This window comes from Fundidesulfovibrio terrae (assembly GCF_022808915.1).
GTDB classification, from domain to species: Bacteria; Desulfobacterota; Desulfovibrionia; order Desulfovibrionales; family Desulfovibrionaceae; genus Fundidesulfovibrio; species Fundidesulfovibrio terrae.
Map to the genome: position 1 here is coordinate 838804 of NZ_JAKZFS010000001.1, position 20628 is coordinate 859431.

The 20628-nt window shown below is 62.7% G+C and carries 18 protein-coding genes; 14 read left to right on the top strand and 4 right to left on the bottom strand.

Annotated elements, in window-relative coordinates; translation table 11 throughout:
* Positions 1 to 10 precede the first annotated feature (10 nt).
* The 11 genes from ML540_RS03880 (at position 11) to ML540_RS03930 (ending at position 14834) form a co-directional block, all read left to right on the top strand.
* Positions 11 to 2623, top strand: a complete 2613-nt coding sequence (locus ML540_RS03880; protein ID WP_243358647.1) for a glycosyltransferase family protein — start codon at positions 11 to 13, stop codon at positions 2621 to 2623.
* Positions 2624 to 2698: 75 nt separating this feature from the next.
* Positions 2699 to 3388 carry an adenylyl-sulfate kinase gene (gene cysC / locus ML540_RS03885; protein WP_279343287.1) on the top strand — a complete coding sequence of 230 codons (690 nt, stop codon included), beginning with the start codon at positions 2699 to 2701 and terminating at the stop codon, positions 3386 to 3388.
* Positions 3385 to 5436: a glycosyltransferase gene (locus ML540_RS03890; RefSeq protein ID WP_279343224.1), complete on the top strand. Its 2052-nt coding sequence runs from the start codon at positions 3385 to 3387 to the stop codon at positions 5434 to 5436. The genes cysC and ML540_RS03890 overlap by 4 nt, the downstream gene beginning before the upstream one ends.
* A gap of 79 nt (positions 5437 to 5515) precedes the next feature.
* The gene (gene asnB, locus ML540_RS03895) at positions 5516 to 7291 is read left to right on the top strand and encodes an asparagine synthase (glutamine-hydrolyzing) (protein WP_243358650.1); all 1776 of its coding nucleotides are present in this window, start codon (positions 5516 to 5518) and stop codon (positions 7289 to 7291) included.
* Positions 7292 to 7294: 3 nt separating this feature from the next.
* Positions 7295 to 8164: a glycosyltransferase gene (locus ML540_RS03900; protein ID WP_243358651.1), complete on the top strand. Its 870-nt coding sequence runs from the start codon at positions 7295 to 7297 to the stop codon at positions 8162 to 8164.
* 38 nt (positions 8165 to 8202) lie between these two features.
* Positions 8203 to 8886, top strand: coding sequence for a DapH/DapD/GlmU-related protein (locus ML540_RS03905; protein WP_243358653.1), 684 nt, complete (start codon positions 8203 to 8205; stop codon positions 8884 to 8886).
* Between the two features lie 123 nt (positions 8887 to 9009).
* On the top strand, positions 9010 to 9693 hold the full coding sequence (locus tag ML540_RS03910) for a methyltransferase domain-containing protein (RefSeq protein WP_243358654.1): 684 nt from the start codon (positions 9010 to 9012) through the stop codon (positions 9691 to 9693).
* 95 nt (positions 9694 to 9788) lie between these two features.
* Entirely contained in the window at positions 9789 to 10814 is a 1026-nt protein-coding gene (locus ML540_RS03915; RefSeq protein WP_243358655.1) for a TylF/MycF/NovP-related O-methyltransferase, read from the top strand.
* Positions 10804 to 11787, top strand: a complete 984-nt coding sequence (locus ML540_RS03920; RefSeq protein ID WP_243358656.1) for a radical SAM protein — start codon at positions 10804 to 10806, stop codon at positions 11785 to 11787. Before ML540_RS03915 ends, ML540_RS03920 begins: the two co-directional genes overlap by 11 nt.
* 42 nt (positions 11788 to 11829) lie before the next feature.
* Positions 11830 to 12573 carry a class I SAM-dependent methyltransferase gene (locus tag ML540_RS03925; protein ID WP_243358657.1) on the top strand — a complete coding sequence of 248 codons (744 nt, stop codon included), beginning with the start codon at positions 11830 to 11832 and terminating at the stop codon, positions 12571 to 12573.
* A 17-nt stretch (positions 12574 to 12590) separates the two neighbouring features.
* Entirely contained in the window at positions 12591 to 14834 is a 2244-nt protein-coding gene (locus tag ML540_RS03930) for a glycosyltransferase (protein WP_243358658.1), read from the top strand.
* 199 nt (positions 14835 to 15033) lie between these two features.
* Here ML540_RS03930 and ML540_RS03935 read toward each other — a convergent pair whose 3' ends face one another.
* A complete protein-coding gene (locus ML540_RS03935) occupies positions 15034 to 15960 on the bottom strand; it encodes a hypothetical protein (protein WP_243358659.1) in 927 nt (308 codons plus the stop codon).
* Between the two features lie 145 nt (positions 15961 to 16105).
* Between ML540_RS03935 and ML540_RS03940 the strand changes: the two genes are divergently transcribed.
* The gene (locus ML540_RS03940) at positions 16106 to 17683 is read left to right on the top strand and encodes a type VI secretion system contractile sheath domain-containing protein (protein WP_243358660.1); all 1578 of its coding nucleotides are present in this window, start codon (positions 16106 to 16108) and stop codon (positions 17681 to 17683) included.
* A 101-nt stretch (positions 17684 to 17784) separates the two neighbouring features.
* Here the strand turns inward: ML540_RS03940 and ML540_RS03945 are convergent, their stop codons facing one another.
* The 3 genes from ML540_RS03945 to ML540_RS03955 form a co-directional block, all read right to left on the bottom strand.
* The gene (locus tag ML540_RS03945) at positions 17785 to 18000 is read right to left on the bottom strand and encodes a hypothetical protein (RefSeq protein ID WP_243358661.1); all 216 of its coding nucleotides are present in this window, start codon (positions 17998 to 18000) and stop codon (positions 17785 to 17787) included.
* 138 nt (positions 18001 to 18138) lie between these two features.
* Positions 18139 to 18342 carry a hypothetical protein gene (locus tag ML540_RS03950; RefSeq protein WP_243358663.1) on the bottom strand — a complete coding sequence of 68 codons (204 nt, stop codon included), beginning with the start codon at positions 18340 to 18342 and terminating at the stop codon, positions 18139 to 18141.
* Between the two features lie 45 nt (positions 18343 to 18387).
* The gene (locus ML540_RS03955; protein ID WP_243358664.1) at positions 18388 to 19164 is read right to left on the bottom strand and encodes a hypothetical protein; all 777 of its coding nucleotides are present in this window, start codon (positions 19162 to 19164) and stop codon (positions 18388 to 18390) included.
* 112 nt (positions 19165 to 19276) lie between these two features.
* Here ML540_RS03955 and ML540_RS03960 point away from each other — a divergent pair, with 112 nt between their 5' ends.
* Both ML540_RS03960 and ML540_RS03965 read left to right on the top strand, forming a co-directional pair.
* The gene (locus ML540_RS03960) at positions 19277 to 19846 is read left to right on the top strand and encodes a C40 family peptidase (RefSeq protein WP_243358665.1); all 570 of its coding nucleotides are present in this window, start codon (positions 19277 to 19279) and stop codon (positions 19844 to 19846) included.
* Entirely contained in the window at positions 19843 to 20595 is a 753-nt protein-coding gene (locus ML540_RS03965) for a hypothetical protein (RefSeq protein ID WP_243358666.1), read from the top strand. Before ML540_RS03960 ends, ML540_RS03965 begins: the two co-directional genes overlap by 4 nt.
* The last annotated feature ends 33 nt before the right edge of the window (positions 20596 to 20628 follow it).

Below are 20628 nucleotides of genomic sequence, written 5' to 3' on the forward strand. Positions count from 1 at the left end.
AGGGTCGTGCATGCTGCTTGTTCTTCCCATTATCCCTTCATCGGAAAGCGACGCGTCCGTATTGCTCACTGAGGTATGCGGAAAGCCGCTGCTGTTGCATCTCGCTGAGAGGCTCGCCACCGTGCGACGCTTCGCGCTTCGCGTGTTCACGACCGACAGCGAAATGAAGTCCCGCCTGGAGTCTGCCGGGATAGCCGTGGAGTACGAACCTGCTGGCGAAGAACAGTATATTTCGTATCATGACGGGGTATTGCGGGCGCTTTCCTATTTATTGAAGCATGAACAGGTCGAATTGGATTCACGGGTCGTCGTTCTGGACTGCAGAAACCCCTTCATGTCCACTGATACGATCGAGGAATGCGTTTCCTTGCTTGCCTCGGATGCGTCAGACGGCCTCGCGACGTTCGAAAACGTCCGCGACCATCCTTTGCAGTTGTTCAACGTGCATCGGATTTCCCTGGTCGACATGTACGTGTTCCTCGAGCCTCAATCCGAGGCGTCGAGCATTCTGCGCCGGTTCTGCGTCGAAGACGAATGCGTTGTCAGCTCGAAGTTCTATTTCGATTGGCGAGGGGCGGATGTCTGGGGCCAGGAGACGGCGGCCTACGTGGTCGATTCCCATCCCCGGGCTGCAATGGCCGGCATGCGCCGCGTGCTTGATCCGCTCCGGGCTTTGAGCGAGGGGCGAAAGGTCTTGCTGTGGGAGTCTCCCTGGTCGGCGCGCAGGCTTTTCCCGGCCGGGACGTCAACCGACGCTGACGCGGCTCGGAGCGCTTTGGGCCGTGACGCCTGTCCGCTGCTCATGATCCGTCGTGAGTCCGGCGCCGTCACGGTTTCGAGCTCGAGCGGGGGGGGCGGGCACGGGATACTGAGAATTTGGCCGTTCGTCGGCAACGAATTGGGGGCCGTCATAGAGCAGGAGGTCCCAGCTGGCGTCTGGAGCGCACGCCTGCCTGTCCAACCGGCGTTCGTTGATGGATTTCTTGGAGTTCTTTTGGAACAGCCGAGCGACGGGACTCATGATTATATCGAGCATATCACGGGGTCCGATTTGTGGGCGATCGACCCGGTGACAAAGCGTCCCATGGAGCCGGAATCCGGCAGGCTGCTGTGCAACCGTCAGGATTTTCCACAGTTGGCGGTTCTCGATGACGCCGTCTTCGGGGGGACTGTCGAAAGGCTTCAGGCCTTGGGAGATTTAGGACGTTCCTGGCGAATGCTCTCCCTGGGCGGGGATGAGCGTATCAAGGTCCGTACGCCCCTGGACGTTCTTTGGGCCGAGAGCAATGCCAGTTGCGGCACGAGCCCGGATGCCTTGTCGCGCCGGGAAGGCTTCGCGCCAAGTGCGGGCGACGCTTCGGCCATGCCGGCAGACGAGACCGATTCCCGACAACAGGAAGAGGGGCGCCCTGATGCGAGGGCGATTACGGATGTCGCGGGCCTCGAGCGGTTCGTGGCCTGGCACAAGAGTGCCTTGTGCGGAGCTGCAAGTGTTGATTTGCCTTCGCTTGCGCATGGGGAGGATGGCGGTTTTCAGGCCTCTGTGGATTTTGAACCTGTCGCTGGCGTGTTGTCCGAATCAGTTTGGGTCTGCGATAATATTCGGGCAATGGTTTCCGCGGGTAAGTTTCGGGGAGGCGAGAATTGTCTGGTCGATGCAATTGTTGAAGCCAGAAGAGTGCAATGCAGTGCGTTGCTGAATGAATTTCTTGAACTGGAAGTCGGTATATGCAACAGGGCGATCCGCGATGCGAGATCGCGCGTTGATGTGGATCAATGTGGTGCCGGGCGCAAGCGCAAAGACATTCATATGGTTGAGGTTCCTGAGCAGGCATTGCCGGTTTCTCCGCAAATACTGACATCGGATGGGGTGTCGACGCTTTTTATGTATGCTCATTCAAAGGCGATGAAGCCTGGGCTGTTTTCAAAGGACCTGGATAGCGGGGCATGGCAGGATATCAGTTATAATGAGGCGTCCTATTGTGGCGTATGGTTCGATGTGCGCCGAGATTTTCTGTATACCATGTTTTATGCTGATGCGGCTGGGCAGCGGACAGGGATTGATGTTTTTCACAAGGACGGGAAGCATGAGGCAAGAGTGTTCTTTGATGAAAATAAGTTCCATAATCCGCAGGCGCTGGCGCGGTTGCACGGTAATGAAAAAAGTCTTTTCTTTATTGATTACGCGTGCGGATTGATATACGAAATCGATAAGTATTCTTTTGATGTTGTCGATGTGCATCAGCATCAGATAATTGCAGGTGCGTCAGATTTTAAGTGCAGTGATTCAGATGTATATATTGCCGTGCTGCGTGAAAGTGTGTATGCAAAAATCAATTTATCAAATAGAAAAATAAAATATTATTCAAGCGAAGATACTATTTTTCCTTCACTTATTGAATACGACAGGGTGAACAATAATATTGTAGCTCTTACCATGGAGAAGATTCCTAGCAGCTCGGCACCGCTGCGTCATTTCCTGAAAATTTTCGATTTTAACTTCAATATGTTGCACAGTGCTGACCTCGGTCCGATGTTTGTCAGGGGAATGGATGTTCTTGGCGTCAGCCGGCGTGTCGTATTGGCTGATCACAATGCTGGGATTCGTTGCGTATCAATATAATGTTCACGCCGACTTCCGCACGTATTGGTGTGGTGCTGCATACTGAACGCGTTGAAAAGGGCAATGGTGAGTTTTATGTCAAATGCTGGAGCTGATGAATCAACAGGATACGTGTCCCGGACAGATCGAGCCCAGCTGGTCGGTAACCAGGGCATGGTGGTCTGGTTTGTCGGCTTGTCGGGTGCGGGCAAAACGACCATAGTCCGGAACTTGGAATTGGAACTAACCCGCGCGGGAAGGCTCTGTTATGTCTTTGATGGTGATATCATCCGTCGCGGTTTGTCCAGGGACTTGGGGTTCAGCGCCGAGGATAGAAAGGAAAACCTGCGCCGCTCGGCCGAAACGGTAAAGATTTGCGCCGATATAGGCGTCGCGTGTCTAGCTTCGTTCATTTCCCCGTTGTCTTCCGATAGGGCCATGATTTGCGACATCATCGGACCTGAGCGATTCATCGAGGTATTCGTGAAGTGTCCTGTCGAGGTCTGCGAACAACGCGATCCGAAAGGTCTTTACCGTCTCGCGCGGGAAGGCGTCATTAAAGATTTTACAGGTATTTCGGCCGACTTCGAGGCGCCGGATGATCCGCACCTCGTGCTTGAGACCTCCGTGTTCTCTGTGCGGGAATGCGTCGATAAAGTCCTCGCCTTCCTGAGGTTCAAACAGCACGGGCTGATCCGGGAATTCTCGGCGGGTGAATCCCCCCGTGCCACGGAGACGGTGTTCATGGATTTGCCCCAGTTGCCCGAGGAGCTTCTCAAGGTATGAGGGCAGCGGGAAAACACCCTCTGGTTTCCGTGGTCTTCGCCACGAGAGACAGGTTGGCACTGCTGCGGTCCGTCATTGATGAGATCAGGTGGGAACTGGCCGGGATTCCTTACGAGATCGTGGTGGTGGATGGCCTCTCTTCGGACGGCACCACCCAGTACCTTCAGGCCCAGCCTGACGTGGTCCACGTGCTGGAGGAGCGCCTGGAGGGATGCTGCAAGGCCTTTGACAAGGGATTCCGCGCCGCTCGCGGGGAATTTGTCGCCTGGATCAACGACGACGTGAGTATTTCTCGCGGCGCCATGCGCGTCATGCTCGATTTCATGCGGAGTTCCGAGGGCGCCGGCACCGGGCTGGGAGCGTTTCCCGTGTCCGCTTCGGCCAGGCATCGCGAAAGGTTCGTGCTCAATTATTTCGGATATCCACCGGTCCCGTATGCGGACATGGGCATGATCAGAAGCCCCCTCCTGCGTGAGTGCGGCTACATCACGTCCGAGTTCAAACGGTTTGGGTGGGATCCCGACCTCTCTCTCAAGGTTTGGGAGCGGGGCTTCGAGGTGAGAGTCTGCCACGGCGCCTGCATCACTCACTTTTTCCACAATGACGAGATGCGCGCCTCGGGCGAACTGCTTCTGAAAAGCGACACGGCGCTCCTTGAAAGCCGTTGGGGAGCGAAGCTTCGTTCCCTCGCCGGGCGCATCTGGACCCCGGAATACTACAGTGACGTCGAGGCGTATCTGTTGCCGTCGCACAAGCTTCGCGCATTGCTCGCGATGGGCCGCGGGGAGGAACTCGAGCGCCTTCTGGAGGCGTTGCCGCAGGATGCCGAGCACGCCTTCGAGGAAATATACGCAATCGGACTGGGCGAACATTCACGTGGCGACGTCGACGCGGCGCTCAAGGCGTATGCGCCTGTGATTGCACTCGATTCGCGCTGTCCGGGATTCAGCTCCTGGGCGCATTTCAAGATGGGCGAGATACTTCTCGACCGCGGGAGCCGCCTGGAGGCGCAGGGTCATTTCAGGCGAGCCCTGGAGCTCAAGCCGGACATCCACAAGGCGCGGATCCACATGGCCGCCGAGGGTGAGCCGCTTCGGGTGTTCGTGTCTCCCGACGAAAATTCCCCGGAAGGATTCGTTCACGTTGCGATGGACCCGTGCAACGACTTCCTCTGGGAGTACATCTTCGAGCGCCGCAAGCCGGACACCGTGGCCGTCCCGCTGGAGGCCATGCGGCACTCCGCTGCCGACGTCATTTCCAACTGCGTGCGGCACCTCAAGCCCGACGGGACGTTTCTCGTAGTGGCGCCGCACGGTCTGCATGGACCTTCAAATGATGCCATGCCTGCGCCGCCGCGTGCCATCAAGGACAGGACCAACGCGCATGCCAAAGAGTTCGATCGCTGGAAGGACGCGCTCCTCTACGGCTGGTTGGCGGCCAAGGCGCCTGAGGGCTTCGAGGTGCAGCATCTTGAGCGCACATGGCTTGCCGGGCGGGTTGCAGCGCGGCCGGGGCGCGGACGGCTGCTCCTGGCCGGTCCGGATATGCGGTTGGCCGAGTGTCTCAGCGGGCTTGGGTTCATGGTGTCGGTTTTGCTGGGAGACGCGCCTGCCGGGTCTGTCCCGGAAGGCGTGGAGGCTGTTGCCGGTGATGTCCGGGCGGCAGGGTTCCTGGAAGGGAGTTTTGACGCCGTCTGCTGCCTCGCGACCCCGGGAAGCGCTGGTCGCAAGGCTTTCTTCGGCCCGGACGGGGTGGGTGAGGAGCACATGGCGGCAGCGTTGGTCCGGCTCCTGGCGCCGGAAGGCGTTTTTTGGCTCGCCGCACCGCTGGGGAGCCGCGATGTCCCGCCGGTCATCCGTGGTTTGAGCGGCGCCCGCATCCGGCGTCTCTTGAGCCCGCTTAAGGTGGAGCATGCGCGCTTTCACTCTTTGACGCCAGACGGCTCATGGGCTGAGTGCTCGGAAGAAGAGGCCGGGAAGATCGATTGGTTTCTCGCTCCGTGGGCCGCGTTGGGCCTGTTCGAGCTGCGGGGGAGGGGCGCGTCGTGAGCGTTTCGTTTCGGCTTCCGATGGGAGCGGTCCTGGCTGGCCCGAACTGCCCGTTCGCTTCTATCACCGGGGTTCCGTCATGTGCGGGATAGCGGCGGTTGTCGATTTCGCCGGTTTCGCTTTCAAGGACCGCGAGGGCCTGCTGGCGGAATTGGTGGGCAATATCCGGCACCGTGGTCCGGATTCCCAGGGATTCTGCAACGACGCTTGGGCCGGGGCGGGGATGTCCCGCCTTGCCATCGTTGATGTCGCGGGCAGCGACCAGCCGATCTTCAATGAGGACAAGTCTCTCGTCCTGGTCTGCAACGGCGAGATATACAACCATGTGGAGCTTTCACGCGATCTCAAGGCGCGCGGTCACGTGTTTTCAACGCAAGGGGACTGCGAAACAATTCTGCATCTGTACGAAGAGAAGGGCGACCGATGCGTCGATGACCTGTGCGGAATGTTCGCGTTCATCATTCTGGACAGGGTGAACCGCCGTGTCTTCGCCGCGCGGGACATGTTCGGCATCAAGCCTCTCTACTACGCCGAGCGCAACGGGGGGATGGCCTTGTGTTCCGAGTTCTCCGCCCTGGCCCGGGCCTTGTCCCTGACCCCCGACATCGATCCGGCCCAGGCTCTCGAATTCTTGTGCTACGGCTACCCCGTCAACGCGGCGGATACCGTCGATCGCCGCATCAAACGCCTGCCGCCCGCCCATTCCGTGGTGGTCGATGAATCCGGCCTGCGGGTCGAACGATCCAGGCGGATGGCCTATGAACCGGGCCAGTCGTCGCTTGGGCGTTTCGACATGGAGGCCTTCCGGGAGATCTTTTTCCAGGCTTTGCGGCAGCATCTGGTGAGCGAAGTGCCCTCGGCGATCATGTTGAGCGGCGGCCTTGATTCCACCGGCATCGCCACCTACGCCCGCCGCCTGGGCTTTCCCATGAAGGTCGTCACCGCCGGGTATGAGGGCGTTTCGGACTGCGACGAATCCTTGGAAGCCGGGAAGACCGCAAAACGCCTGGGTCTGGAGTTGGAGCGCATCATCCTCGATCCGGAAGAGGCCGTGCCTGCTTTTCATGAGATGATGGCCTTCTGCGACGAACCCGTCGCGGATATCGCAAGCGTTCCTCAATGGCTGATCTACAAGCGCGTGGGACAATCCGGGATCAAGGTCCTGCATTCCGGCCTCGGCGGGGACGAGATTTTTTACGGGTACGATTTTTGGAACGATCTTTCCGTCGCCATAGACGCGAAGGGGTACGGACCGCGTTTCGCCTCGGACGACGTCTCGGGGTTCCTGGCCCATCCCGCGGATGCGCAGGCCCGGCAGATGATAGAATCCCTCGGCCTTCGTGATGCCCTGGGCAGTTTCCAGGGGGCGGACGCCCGCCTCGCCGACAGATTCGGGCTGCCGGGGCTGGCCGGGGTCGACCGGGTGTACCACCTGCTTCTTTCCACCTGGTTGCCTTTCAATTGCCTGCACCTCGCCGACCGGCTCTCCATGGCCCATTCCATAGAACTGCGCGTGCCCCTGCTCGACAACCGTCTTGCGGATTACGTCCACCGCCTGCCCGTGGAAGAACGCTTCGCCCCCGGAAAAACAAAGCCCCTGTTCAAACGCTTGCTGGCCGAGGTCCTTCCCGCGCAGTTCATCGACCGGCCCAAGCGTGGCTTCACGCCCCCTGCCTGGCTTAAGCAGCGCCTCATCTCATCCGCGGGTGGCCTGCTCGAGTCGGGTTGGCTGGCCGGCAACATCTTGCAGCGCGAGAAACTCATGCAGGCATGGAGTTCGGGACACTCGGACGAATTCCTGTTCCGGGCCGTCGTCTTCGAGTCCTGGCTGCAGAACGCCTACGGGAGGTCGTGATCCGTGGCCAATCCGCAATACCCCACAGCGTTCTTCGCGTACAACCGGCCTGAGCATGCGTTGCGTGCATTGTCTGCTCTCGCGGCTAACCCGGAGGCGGTCAGCGGAGAATTGTTCATTTATTGCGACGGGCCCAAGACGGATGCGGATCTTGACGCGGTATCCGCGACCCGGGCCGTGGTGCAGAGCCGCCCGTGGTTCCGGCGGACGCATGTCGTGCTGCGCGACACCAATCTCGGGCTCGCGGGATCGATCACTCGCGGGGTCGACGAGATTCTCGCCGTCCATGACGGAGTCGTGGTGGTGGAGGATGATCTGGTCGTGGCTCCGTCCTTTCTGAATTTCATGAATCTGGGGCTGCGAAGATACCGCGACGAAAAACGCGTCATGCAGATTTCTGGCTACCGCCACCCCGCGCCCCCACCCGAAAAGACCGAGGCGTACTTTCTGCCGTTGACCTGTTCCTGGGGTTGGGCCACCTGGAAGGACCGCTGGCAATACCGCGACCGCGAGCTTGCCGGCTACCGCATGCTCAAGCAGGATGAAGAGCTGATATGGCGGTTCAATCTGGATGGCACGTATCCGCTGTATTACCGTTTCATCGAACGGCAATTGCGAGGTGAGATAGATTCCTGGGCCATCGGCTGGTATTTGGGGGTGTTTATGCGTGGCGGATTGACGCTGTATCCGTCATGGTCGCTGGTCAGCAATGTCGGGTTCGACGGCAGCGGGAGACATTGCGTTGTCGAGGACGCCATTTTCGACTCCGCAGTGGTCGACCGGATGATAGGAGAACTCCCGGATGCGATCGAGGTGAACACCGAGGCATGGGGGTCCTTGAAGCAATATATGAATCTGAAATATAAAGAATGATTGTTCCTGGGCATGTACGCTTTGCAAGGTAGAAGAAAATGGCGAATGGTCTGAAGCCGGTGGAAGATCTCTCGAATTATTATTCCGGAGTCTCGTTCGGTCACAACGTTCAGCTCGTCGGAATGAAAAACATCGTTATCGGCGAAGGGACGACTGTGGCCGATGACAGCTGGCTCAATGTCTGCGTCCGTGACGAAGAGGTCAGGATGATTGTCGGGCGCAACTGTTACATCGGGCGCCGGGCGGTCTTCAACACGGCCGGGAGGCTCGAGCTGGGCGATTATTGTCTTCTCGCCCCTGGTGTGTACATTGCCGACGCGGATCATGTGTACGCGGACATAACCAGGCCATACGTCGAACAGGGCGTCAGCACAGGGCGTAGCGTCACGGTGGAGGAAAACTGCTGGCTGGGAATAGGGACGGTCATTACCGGAAACCTCACCGTGGGCCGGGGGGCCATCGTCGCGGCAGGAGCTGTCGTCCTGGCTGACGTTGCGCCTTTCAGCATCGTGGGAGGCGTTCCGGCTCGGATTCTGAAGCTGTACAATCCTGCGACGAAAGAATGGGAAAGCGCCAGTGCCCCCGAAGACATGGAGCGCATCATTCTGGACAGGCAGCGGCTCGCTCTTCCCTCCCGGGAGGAATACGTGTCGATGCTGCGCAAGAACAGCGCGTTGCGAAAATACGACCCTGTCCTCACCGGCGGGGGGCAGTGCCTTTAAGATGTCCGTTATCCTCTTCGCGCGTGCCGTTCGCGTCGCGAAGACGCTCGCGTGCGGGGGCGTTGCGGCCCTGTTCGAAGTACGCGGGCGGACAAGAATTCAGAGAGTCAATGCGAGGGGATCATGCCGACGATTGAATGGTTGAAGCAGGAATTCCATTACGGCTACGAGTCCGGCGACGTGCTCGCCCACGAACCCGATGACGTCCGGGCGCAGGAGGAGAAAATCATCGGCGGGTCCTACCGCCGTGTGGCCATGGAAGGCATGGCCCCTTTCCTGCGGCCGGACTCCAGGGCTCTGGAACTCGGACCCGGCAAGGGGTCCTGGACCCGCGCCCTGCTCGAGTTTCTGCCGCAAGGGGAAGTGCATGTGCTGGACTTCCAGGACGTGAGCCAATGGCTTCATCCTGAAAAGTATGCGGGCAGGCTCGTCTGCCATGTTGTCGGCGACAATTCATTTTGCGAGGTGCCGGAAGGCTATTTTGATTTCTTCTGGTCCTTCGGCGTGCTGTGCCACTGCAACGTTTCCCTGATCAAGGTGATACTAGCCAACAGCCTGTCCAGGCTCAAGCCGGGGGGAATCGCGGTGCTCCAGTACGGCGACTGGAAAAAGCTCGGCAGCTTCGGCTGGGAGAGGAGCGGGGTGCCCTTGGAGTTCAAGAACCTGCCCGACGACAAGATATGGTGGCCGCGCAACGACCAGGACACCATGGTCCGCCTGGCCGGGAAGGCGGGGTGGGAAGTCGTGTCGCCGGATCTGGACATGGTCGGGCGGGACGGAATGATCCAATTGCGGCGCCCGCTTTGATGCGCGCCCAGACGCGCGGGGCTAAAATGGGTTTTGCTTTTTTTCTCACGCCGCCGGGGCGCGGCATGTCCTGTGATCAAGGGGAGTAGACGGACATGGACCTGCAGACCTTCGATGCGCAACGGAAGGCCCTGTTCCGAGAAAAGCGGCAGGGCATAACCGGCTCCGCCCACGAGCACGCGGCTCGGATCGTCAGCGGCATCCTGGATGAGATGCGGGACGCTCTGGACCGCGAGGACGCGCCGAAAGCCTTTTCGCTCGGTGTCGCGGCCAAATCCTTCCGCCTGTCCGTGAGGAACCTGGATTTGTTGCGGGCCAAGGCCTTCAGCCGCATGGGCCGGATGCCCGAAGCCGAGCAGAGCCTCAAGGAGGAGTTGCGCCATTTCCCCGACAACGGCGAGGCCGCGCGATTGTTGGAGGGAATGCTGCAAGGGCGGCCGCCTGCCGCCGGAGGCGTGGACGAATGCGATGAACTGATAGCTCTGGTCCGCGATTACACGATGCTCGGGGAGGCGCGGCTCAGGTCGCTCTACACGCTGGCCAGGACTGTCTGCGAGAGGGACGTTCCGGGTGACTTCGTCGAATGCGGCGTGGCCGGGGGCGGCTCCAGCGCGCTTTTGGCGATGGTTGTCGCCCGTCACAGCAAGCGCGACAGAACGTTGTACTCCCTCGACACGTTCGAGGGAATGCCCGACTCCGGCGAAATGGACATGCATCAGGGAACGCAGGCAGAGGCCACCGGCTGGGGGGCCGGGACGTGCGCCGCACCCGAGTCGGCCGTCCGGGGAGTTTTCGAAAAGCTTGGAGTTTCAGACATCGTCAAAACCGTTAAGGGTTTGTTCCAGGACACCCTTCCGGTCCTGCGCGCGCAGTTGAACCCGGTGGCGTTTCTGCATCTGGATGGAGACTGGTACGACTCCACCATGACTGTGCTGGTGAATCTCGAAGGACGCTACGCTCCGGGCGCGCTCATCCAGATCGACGACTACGGTTATTGGGAAGGATGCAGCAAGGCGGTTCATGAATTCGAACGCGACAGGGGCATACGGTTTGACCTCCACGTCATCGACGACACTGGGGTCTGGTGCGAGGTGACGGAATCGAGGCAGTATGCAGGCTGATTACCCATATCAAAGTCCGTTGGATTGCCTGCAGATCGAGGTCACGACGCATTGCAATCTGCGTTGCCCTGAATGCTCGCGCACGCTCCATTCGGCCAACGGCACATGGGAAAACCTCCATATGCCCGTGGCACTGTTCGAGAGCATTGTCCGCAAATGCCCGCCCGCGTCGACCCTGATCGTCCAGGGCGTTGGCGAACCGACGCTGCACCCTGAGTTCCTCGAACTCCTCGCGTGCGCCAAGGGGCTCGGAAAATTCGGCGCGATCACGTTCTATACGAACGGGTTGGCCCGTCCCGTCCAGTATTACCTCGATCTGCTCGAATCGGGGTTGAGCGGGTTCGTGATTTCCGTGGACTCCTTCGATCCGGACATCGCCAAAAGCTGCAGGGCCGGAACCGACGTGGCCAGACTTCGGACCCTCCTCGCCGCCGTCTCCCGCAGGACGCGCCCCAACGTATCCATCGTACTGAGCATGAAGAATCTCGCGGACCTGCCCGCCACCCTGCTCGAGCTCAACGCCCTGGGTCCCGTGACCGTGTCCATACAGCCGCTGGCCAATTACCGCCCGGAGGTGGATGACAACACGCCGAACCAGTACGCCCTGAACGAGGAAGCCATGCAGGTTTACGAGGCCATGAAGTCCGGCTTCAAGGAGCTCTACCCGAACCTCGACGTCTGCGACGCCGGGCTCGCCTATGCCCGCAAAAACGGCGAAGCGAGCCGGTTCGGGGCGGGGAAGGTGTACTGCAGGCGTCCCTTCACCTATCCCTTCATCACGTCGGCTGGCTATCTCAGCCCGTGCTGCCTGGTGCACGAACCGGATGTGCTCGGCAGGGCAAGCCTGGCCGGGCGTTCCTTCGACGAGGTTTGGGCTTCCAGATCGGTGCAGGATTGGCTTCATGAGCTCGTGACCGCCACGCCGGCCGTCTGCGCGGACTGCATCCTCAACCCCAACCCCACGGGCCGGTGAAGAGTGGCCGCAGGGAAGACGACGGGAAACGGCAGGCCCACCATGAAGCTTCTCAACCTGGGTTGCGGCGCGCGCCACCATCCTGACTGGGTGAACGTGGATTTCTCTTCGCATTCGCCGGGAGTGCTGGCCCATGATCTCAAGGAGCCGCTTCCCTTCCCGGACGGGACGTTCGACGCCGTTTATCATTCGCACGTGCTGGAGCATCTGCCCAGGGCGGCCGTTCCAGGATTTCTCGCCGAGTGCCGCAGGGTTCTCAGGCCGGACGGAGTGATTCGCGTCGCCGTGCCCGACCTGGAGCGCATCGCCAGGACCTACCTCGAATTGCTCGAGGGAGCCGTGGCCGGGAACCAAGCGGCAATGGCGCGGTACGAGTGGATCGTCCTGGAGTTGTTCGATCAAATGGTGCGCAACGCGCCCGGCGGAGAAATGCTCGCCTACTGGGAGAAAAACCCCATGCCGGCGGAAGAGTTCGTTTTCGAACGGGTTGGTTCCGAAGCGAGGAACTGCGTCGCGGCCCTGAGGTCCGCCGAACCCCGGCCCAGATCGGCCCCCGTGACGGACCCTCTGCGCGTCGGACAATTCCGGCTTTCCGGGGAAGTGCACCAGTGGATGTACGACCGGTATTCCCTCGGCGTGTTGCTCGGTCAGACCGGTTTCAGGGAGATCGCCGTGCGGGACGCGCATGAGTCGGCTATTCCCGGTTTCACCGGTTATCTGCTGGACGTGGAACCAGACGGGGCGGTGCGCAAGCCCGACTCCCTCTTCATGGAGGCCCTGAAATAGGGGCGCGCCGGACGATTGTGAAGGTTCTCAACGTCATCCAGGGACTGTCGCTCGGCGGAGGGGCCAGGGCCCTCATCGCCCAGGCGGGGCAATGCATGCGGCTGGGCGGGAGTACCCACAGCCTGGTCAGCCTGGCGCCCGCGAATCCGAGGTCCAGCCGGTCCCTTGCGCGTGAGGCCGGCCTGGAGGTCATCGATGCCCCTGCCGCGGAAACCCTCAGACGCGTCGTAGCGCAGCATGACATCGTGCACCTGCATTTCTGGAATTCCCCAGAAATATACGAATTCCTGCGCTCCGATCTTCCTGCGATGCGGCTTCTCGTCACCATGCACGTCGGTGGGGAGTACGCTCCCCAGGTCATCACCAGGGAGCTGGTGGACTTCGCGGACCGCATCCAGAACACGGGCCCCTTCGCCCACGCCAGGCCAGTGTTTGACGAACTGCCCCCCGAGGTGCGGCGGGAGAAGGTGCACATGACCTACTGTCCGGCCGATCTCGCCCGGCTCGGCAAGGTTGCCAGACGTGAGCATGCCGGGCTCAACGTGGTGTACATCGGCACCGTCAGTTTCGTGAAGATGCACCCGGATTTCGTGGAACTGTGCGGCTCGGTGCGTACTCCGGGCTCCCGGTTCACGGTCTGCGGCCCGGGAGACGCTTACCCGCTGCTTGAGGGGCAGGCGTCCCGGAGCGGGATTCTGGAGCGCTTCGACTTTCTCGGGGAGCAGAAGGACATCCGCCCTCTCCTGGAGACAGCCGACGTGTTCGGCTACCCGTTGTGCGAGGACAACTATTCGTCTGGCGAGCTCATTTTGCAGGAGGTGGCCCATGCGGGGCTGCCCGCGGTGGTCTTCACCCATGGCGGGGCCGGGCGCATGGTGCGGGACGGAGTCAACGGCTACGTCGTGCGCTCGCGGGCAGAGTATCGCGAGGCCGTCGAACATCTGCTCGAACATCCGGACGAGCGCGAGCGCATGGGAAACAACGCCATGCAGATCGCACGCGAATTGTACGCCGAGGGTAAAGCCGGACGGGAAACTTCCCGCCTGTACGAAGAGATGATGCGCCAGCCCAAGCATGAGCGGGCGTTCCCCGCGCCGGAGACCGGGGAGAGCGTTCCAGGCGTGGAAACGGCCGGGGCGTGCCGCTTTGTGCAGTCGCTGGGCCATGCCGCCCCGCAGTTCTCCGTGAGCCTGAATTCCAGGGATTTCACCGAACAGTTGGCCGTCGATACCGTGATCGGGGCATCCTCTCCCGTGCTGTCCGTAGGCGGAGGGGGCATCTCCGATTACCTTCGCCGCTATCCAGATGACATGATGCTGCTGTTCTGGGCGGGGCTGACCGCACTCCAGGGGGGCGACGCCGGGACGGCGTTGGTGCATTTCACTCGTGCAGCCCGGCATGGCCTGGAGCCTTCCCGCGCCGACTGGCATATCGCCAGGGCCGCGGCGCAGTTGGATGAGCCCGGCATGGCCCGGGAGGCGGTTGACCGCCTCGTCGCATCCGGGTTCGAGCCGGAGGCGGTCATGAATTTGTTGGCCGGGTTGCCGGGAACCTCAGGACAGCAGGTCACGGGGGGGGGCGGCGAACGATGGCGGCAGAGGATGGACGTGTTCCTAGCGTTGGGGTGGCTGGACCGTGCCGTCGACTTGTACCAGGGGCTCGACCGGGACGAGACGCTCACGCGCGGGATGCTCGACGCGCTGTACCGGTTCGGGCTCGAGTGTCACAAGGCCGGGCGCATGGAAATGGCCGTGCAGGCGTACGACGCCGTTGGCGGCATGGACGCCCTCGACAGGAGTCTGGCCTCATGGGCGCATTTCAAGCTCGGGGAGCTTTTGCTGGATCAAGGGGAGAAAGAGCAGGCGCGTGACCATTTCACGCTGGCCGTCAAACTCAAGCCCGACCATGCCAAGGCCCGGATTCTGCTCGTCCCCGATACGCAGCCGCTCTGCGTAAGCGTCGGTGAGGCCGCGCTTCCGGATGGGTACGTCGCAGTTCCCATGAGTCTGTTCGACGCACCCCTGTGGGAGTATTATTTTACTCGGCGGCGCCCTGATGCCGCACGCCTGGTCCTTGATTCCTTCTTTGACCGTTTCGAGGCGCAGCGGTTGGCCGGGTTCGCCGGAACCTGGCTCAAGCCCGGAGCGGCCGTGACACTCCTTGTTCCAGGTGGGTGCTCCCTGGATCAGGCCTTGCGCGCAGACCTCGGGAACATGTTCTCATCCGTTCAGCTCTTCATCGAGCCTGTCCAGGCACGGTAAAACAACGCAGACTGCCCGGCGGGAGTTTCTCTCTCCCAGCCGGGCAGCAAATGATTCAGCCGGTGCGCCGCAGTCCGTGACCCGGGGTCACAGGGCGGGTTGCAGTGTCGTCACGTGATACGCCCAGCGGCATTTCCCAACAGGATGGCGCCGCCGAAAGAACTCCCGGCGGCTATCCAGGCGGTGGCGGACGCGGCCTCTACGAGACGGCCGCCTTTCTGCGTTCCGGAGCGCCCAGGCGCATCAGATAGTCGTACACGCGCTCGATGGGGTGCGACTGCATGATGTCCACCTGGGCGCGGTTGAAGGCGTAATGGTGGACGATGGAGTTCTTGACGATGATGTTCTTGAGATGGCCCTCGCGCACGAAGCGGTTGACGATGGACTCGTCGAACTTCTTTTCCCCGTCTGGGAACCACTCCTCGGGCAGGTTGTACGGGTAGACCTTGTCCATGACCCGATGGTCGTAGAGCACGCAGTTGATGGACAGGTGCGAGCCGGGACCGGTGCTGACGTGGTGGGGGTCGTCCACGGTGGCCAGGTATTTGGAAATGAGGTCGTCGTCCAGGACCTTGTCCCAGACGAACTGCTGGTAGGCGGTGTTGTTGCCGATGTCCGGGCCGCGCACCCAGAGTTCCTTGTAGGGGTCGCCGTAGAGGTGACCCATGACGTCCCAGAGTACCTTGGCTCCCATGGTGTTGATGGGCACCACCGGGGCGATCATGCCCGCCTGGGGATCATTCTGGAATTTGCGGTAGGCGTCGAGAAGCGGCGGCAGCCAGCCCGGAGTGACGAACATGTCGTCATCCATCTTCATGACCACGTCCTTGAAATGCAGCTCGTGCACCAGGTTCTGCATGTGGGCCACGCAGGGGTTGTGTCCCGCGGGGGAGCAGTGCACGTCCTGGACGAGGCCGCCGTATTTCTTCACGTACTTCTGGATGAGCAGCTGGTGCTCGCCGAAGGTGCAGTTGGCCAGGATATAGATTTTCTTGAAGGAGCGCAGGTCGGTGAACCGCTCCAGGCAGCGCAGGGTGATGAGCAGATTTTTGACGCCCCGGAAGGGGTGCGTCAGGATCATGAGCACGGGCTTTATTTTGGCCTGAGCGATGTCCACGGTTTTCATAAGCGCTCCTTGCTTTGCGTTGCCCTCATAAAGCAAGGACCGTGCCGGGGTAAAGTTTGCCTGGGCCGGACCAGGTGAAATGTCTTTCGCCAGGCCCCGTACATGTGTTAAGTGCCTAGCAAATCCGTACCCTTCAGGAGCCCTCATGCCGAGCGTCGCGCCGTTCACCATCCTGGCTCTGGCCCCCTTCGCGCCGAACGCCCCCGAGGGCTACAAGCCCCGCGTGGCCGAGGCCGACCTCTACTCCCTGGACGACGCCGTGGCCGCCGTGGCCCCGAGGTTCTGGATCGACGTGCCCAAGGATGCCTGCCCCGAGGGGGGGCTCACCGTCGCGATCACGCGCCTGGCCGACTTCAAGCCCTCCGGCATTGTTGCTGGCACGCCCTATCTGGCCGATCTGCTGGCCGCGCGCGAGTACCTGCGCGCAGCCCGGAGCGCCAACACCGCCCCGGACGAGGCCGCCGCGCACATTCGCTCATCCTGGCCGGGACTGCCGCTGGACTTGAGTGTCTCCCCCGCCCGAGAGGCTCCGCAGGCGTCCAGCGCCGTGGACGACATCCTGTCCATGGTGGCCACCGAGGCGTCACCACAACCCTCCGGCGGGGGGGGCGGCCTGACCTCCTGGCAGGCCCAGTCTGAAACGCTCCTTTCGCGCTGCCTGGCCGCAGTCTTCGCGGATCCGGCTTTCAAGGCCAGTGAGGCAGCTTGGCGGGGGGCCGAATGCCTGGCCCGCAAGGCCGGGATCAAGCAGGGCGGGCGGGTGCGCGTGAAACTGGTCAGCTCCGGTCCCGAAACCCTGGAGGCCGCCCTGGCCGGGCTCATGGCCGAACTGGCCGCCGACGTGCCCCATCTGACCGTCATCGACCACGCCTTCGACAACACCCCGGCCAGCCTGGAACTCTTGAACGCCGTGGCCGCATACGCCGACGCCCTGCTGGCCCCCACGGCCGTGGAACTTTCCCCGGTCTTTTTCCGCCTGGACGGATGGGAGCAGCTCTCCCGCCTGGGATATCTGCCCCACGCCCTGGAGGACGCGGCCTTCGCCAAATTCCGCAAGCTGCGCGAACACCCTGGCGCGTCGCGCCTGTGCGCCCTGGTAAACCGGTTTCTCACGCGCGCCCCCTACGGCCCGGGCAACCCGGCCCGGCCCGTTGCGTTCGTCGAGGCAGGGGAGCTCTGGCTCTCGCCCGTCTGGGGCCTGGCCACCCTGTGCGCCAAGAGCGTGGCCGGGCACGGCTGGCCCACCCGCTTCACCGACTCCATGGAAATACGCGTGGAGGAGCTGGCCGTGGCCGGCTCAGGCCAGGGACCGGCCCCCACACGGGGGCTATTCGGGGAGAACCAGATCGCGGAACTCATCGAATCGGGCATCACGCCGCTTCTCTCGGCCAAGGGCAAGGACTACGCCATCATCCCCAGGCAGACCTGCCTGGACGGCGGATCGCTCACCTTCCAGCTCTTTTTCGGGCGCGTGGTGAGCTTCCTGCTGGACCGGCGCGAACAGGCGGGCGCGGAGGCCGACGCCAAAGCCTCCGCTGATCCGGCCGGATACGTGCGCGCGGCCCTGTTCGAACTGTTCAACCAGACCGACCAGACGCCTCCGCCGGACTTGACCGTGGGCGCCGCCGAAGCCAAGGACGGGCGCGTGGGGCTGACCATAAGCTTCACCCCGCCCCGGCAGGTCATGGGCGGGGAGCGCCTGAGCTTCACGTTCGGCTGGTAGGGGGACGGAGCGGACATCCGGCGGGGGATTGACCGGCCGGGCTGGACGGGCCTGGTCGCGCGCCCATGCCGCGCGGGATTCTTGCGCTTCGCCGGGGGCGTTCAGCCCCGCAGCAGGAGGTCCAACTCCTGTCCGGTGAGATGGCATTTATCCGAAGCCGCCACCGCGGCGCGCATGCCCGGGGCCGCGCCAGCGGGATCCGCGCCCACGGCCGGGCGCTCCTCCACGGCGAAGGGGGCCATGGCCCGCCTGGCCATGTCCGCCAGGTGCGGCGGCACCAGAAAGCGCATTTCCAGAACGTATCCGTCGTTTCTCATGATGGGTTCCTCATGCGGCCTTGGGCCGGGCGGGCGGTTGCCCCCCGCCGGGGTCGCCGCATACCATGTGGACGCCCGGCCAGAGCCCTCAGTTACGCCCTGCCATGAGGAAGACGACCCGGACCGGAGGGCGCCCCGCTATCCTCGCAACAGAAGTTCCAACTCCTGGTCCGTAAGCTGGCATTTTTCCGATGACGCGCGTCTCTTGCCCTTGCCCCGTGGACCGGTGACCACGGGCGTGAGTTCCCCCACTGCGAAGGGGGCCATGGCCCGCCTGGCCAGGCCCACCAGATGCAGCGGCACCAGGAAGCGCATCTCCAGGATGTATCCGTTTTTTTTCATCGCAGGTTCCTCGTGCGGCCGCCCGGGTGAGGCCGGGCAAGGCCGCTATTTGAGCCCCACCACGTAGAGCTCCGCCTCGTCGCCCTCGGGCAGGCTGCCGAAGGCCACGGCCTTGGGATAGCCCTTCACCCGCAGGTAATAGGAGTTCCCCTCGTCCAGGGAGTTCTTCACCGCCCAGGCGTCGAAGGCGCTCTCGCCCATGGAGAACTTCACGCCCTTCATGGGGTATTCCAGCACGGCCCTCTCGGGCACGGTGCCGCGCGGGCCCACGCCGTGCGCGTCCACCTCGGCCCCCTCGGTGCCGAAGATGGCCCCTGCCCAGGCGTGACCCTTGGCCGGGCCGACCTCGAACCATTGCCCCAGGCCCGGCAGAGGGTGGATGTCCAGGTGGTACTGCGTTGCGACGGCGGGCACGGGCGTGTTGGCCTTGGCCACCAGCTTGGGCATGAGCGACGCGTCGTCGGCCAGGGCGACTGCCCCCTTGAGCGGCGTGGGCAGCGTGGCCGGGTCCACGGCCCCTGCGTCGCCGATGATCAGGATGGGAAATCCGTGCCCCTTCAGGGCCTGCACCATGGCTGCCAGCATGGACAAGCCGTAGCGCTTGGTCTCGTCGGCGAAGCTGGCCTGCGCGCCCCGGATCACCCATGCCGCCGTCTCGGGCTTGGATATCTCGGAAAATGCCCCCGCCCATTGCATCTTGTCCAGGTCGTCCACCCAGAAGTGGCCGTTTACGCCCAGTCCGTAACGGTGGATGGCCTCGAAAAGCGCCTTCCCCTTGGCCTCGTCCTTTTCCAGGATGGTCGCCCAGATACTCTTGGTCATGACCCAACCTTTGCTAAACATTGAGAAAGAGGATTTTCCTTTGTCTTAAGCTTTGCTATAGCCCATTGCCAAGGGCCAGGACAACAATTTCCGTCCGTCCGGAGTTGCCTCGATGACCACCGGTGCAAAGTGGGTGTTGGCGTGCTTTCTGATCGTCTCGGCGTGCCTTTCGGCGCTGGGGCTCGGGCTTGGAGCGCGCTCGGCCGCCGCCCCGGCCCGGCCCGCCTCCGACAGCCAGGGCATGGAACTCACCCTGGACATCCTGCGCGGCGGCGTTCCCCCCTGGTTCGCCCGCGAACCGGCCTTCGCGGCCCGGCTCCTGGCCCTGGCCACGTCCCAGGTGGGGCGCGGCTACGTTTTCGGCGGGGCCACCCCGGCCGGATTCGACTGCTCGGGGTTCACCAGCTGGGCCTACCGCAAGTCGGGCGTGGAGCTGCCGCGCACCTCCGGCCAGCAGTTCCTGGCGGGAAAGCCCGTGGCCGTCTCCGGCCTGCGCCCCGGCGACCTGGTGTTTTTCGGCGGCTCGCGTGTGGACCATGTGGGCATCTATCTCTCCGAGGGCCGGTTCATCCATAGTTCGCGCTCGAGCGGGCATGTGGCCGTGGATGATCTCTCGGGCTCCTATTGGAGCCGCAACTTCGCCGGCGCGCGCCGCGTCGCGTCGCAGGAGGCGATCCGATGACCCATTCATCCCGCCGCCCCCCCGCCTGCTCCCCGCCGCGCCCCCACAGGACGCAGGCCGTGGCGCTGGCCCTGCTGGCGCTGCTCCTCATGGTCCGGTCCGCCCAGGCCATGCCCCTAAACGACGTGCAGCTGGCCCAGGCGGCCCATTTCCCCTTCGACGCGACCCTCACCGTCAAGGACGCCATGGAGAAGTATTCCTACTTCTCGCGCGTCACCTGGCAGGTCTACTACGACATCAACGACAAGAAGGTGGTGGAGGTGCGCGGCTATTACGACATGGCCAAGATCAAGACCCGCACGGATGCCTCCACCTGCGTCACCCGCGCGGGGGTGTTCGTTGGGCTCTCCGACGCCCAGCCCTTCATGATCCTGCAGTACCGGCCGGACTTCCTCAAGCAGCGCGCCGAGCTCGTCTATTCGGGGCTCTGGGGGCTCTACGACGACCAGCGCCTGGACGACCCGGACCTCCTCTGGGCCAAGGCCCTGGTCACGGACGAACTGCCCAGCCCGACGCCCTTGTGCAACATGAGCCTGGACCAGATTTCGCCGATGGACCAGCTGGCCATCCAGGAAGAGCCCGTGCGCGACCCCGGAGCGCCCGTGCCGCCAAAACAGACGCCCCAAGGCATACCCCGCACCGCTCCGGCCACCCCCAAGGGGCAGACAGGGCCCACGCCGAAATCGGCGGCGGCCACGGCCAAGCAGATCCAGGACAACCCGCCCACGCCCACGAAGACGGGGAGATAGGACGTACTGCCGCCAGGAACACCGACCTATTCC

Bases quoted from the DNA above. Each gene is read 5' to 3' on its own strand.
- ML540_RS03880 (WP_243358647.1), top strand. From the start codon at position 11: ATGCTGCTTGTTCTTCCCATTATCCCTTCATCGGAAAGCGACGCGTCC.
- cysC (WP_279343287.1), top strand. From the start codon at position 2,699: ATGTCAAATGCTGGAGCTGATGAATCAACAGGATACGTGTCCCGGACA.
- ML540_RS03890 (WP_279343224.1), top strand. From the start codon at position 3,385: ATGAGGGCAGCGGGAAAACACCCTCTGGTTTCCGTGGTCTTCGCCACG.
- asnB (WP_243358650.1), top strand. From the start codon at position 5,516: ATGTGCGGGATAGCGGCGGTTGTCGATTTCGCCGGTTTCGCTTTCAAG.
- ML540_RS03905 (WP_243358653.1), top strand. From the start codon at position 8,203: ATGGCGAATGGTCTGAAGCCGGTGGAAGATCTCTCGAATTATTATTCC.
- ML540_RS03910 (WP_243358654.1), top strand. From the start codon at position 9,010: ATGCCGACGATTGAATGGTTGAAGCAGGAATTCCATTACGGCTACGAG.
- ML540_RS03915 (WP_243358655.1), top strand. From the start codon at position 9,789: ATGGACCTGCAGACCTTCGATGCGCAACGGAAGGCCCTGTTCCGAGAA.
- ML540_RS03920 (WP_243358656.1), top strand. From the start codon at position 10,804: ATGCAGGCTGATTACCCATATCAAAGTCCGTTGGATTGCCTGCAGATC.
- ML540_RS03925 (WP_243358657.1), top strand. From the start codon at position 11,830: ATGAAGCTTCTCAACCTGGGTTGCGGCGCGCGCCACCATCCTGACTGG.
- ML540_RS03935 (WP_243358659.1), bottom strand. From the start codon at position 15,960: ATGAAAACCGTGGACATCGCTCAGGCCAAAATAAAGCCCGTGCTCATG.
- ML540_RS03940 (WP_243358660.1), top strand. From the start codon at position 16,106: ATGCCGAGCGTCGCGCCGTTCACCATCCTGGCTCTGGCCCCCTTCGCG.
- ML540_RS03945 (WP_243358661.1), bottom strand. From the start codon at position 18,000: ATGAGAAACGACGGATACGTTCTGGAAATGCGCTTTCTGGTGCCGCCG.
- ML540_RS03950 (WP_243358663.1), bottom strand. From the start codon at position 18,342: ATGAAAAAAAACGGATACATCCTGGAGATGCGCTTCCTGGTGCCGCTG.
- ML540_RS03955 (WP_243358664.1), bottom strand. From the start codon at position 19,164: ATGACCAAGAGTATCTGGGCGACCATCCTGGAAAAGGACGAGGCCAAG.
- ML540_RS03960 (WP_243358665.1), top strand. From the start codon at position 19,277: ATGACCACCGGTGCAAAGTGGGTGTTGGCGTGCTTTCTGATCGTCTCG.
- ML540_RS03965 (WP_243358666.1), top strand. From the start codon at position 19,843: ATGACCCATTCATCCCGCCGCCCCCCCGCCTGCTCCCCGCCGCGCCCC.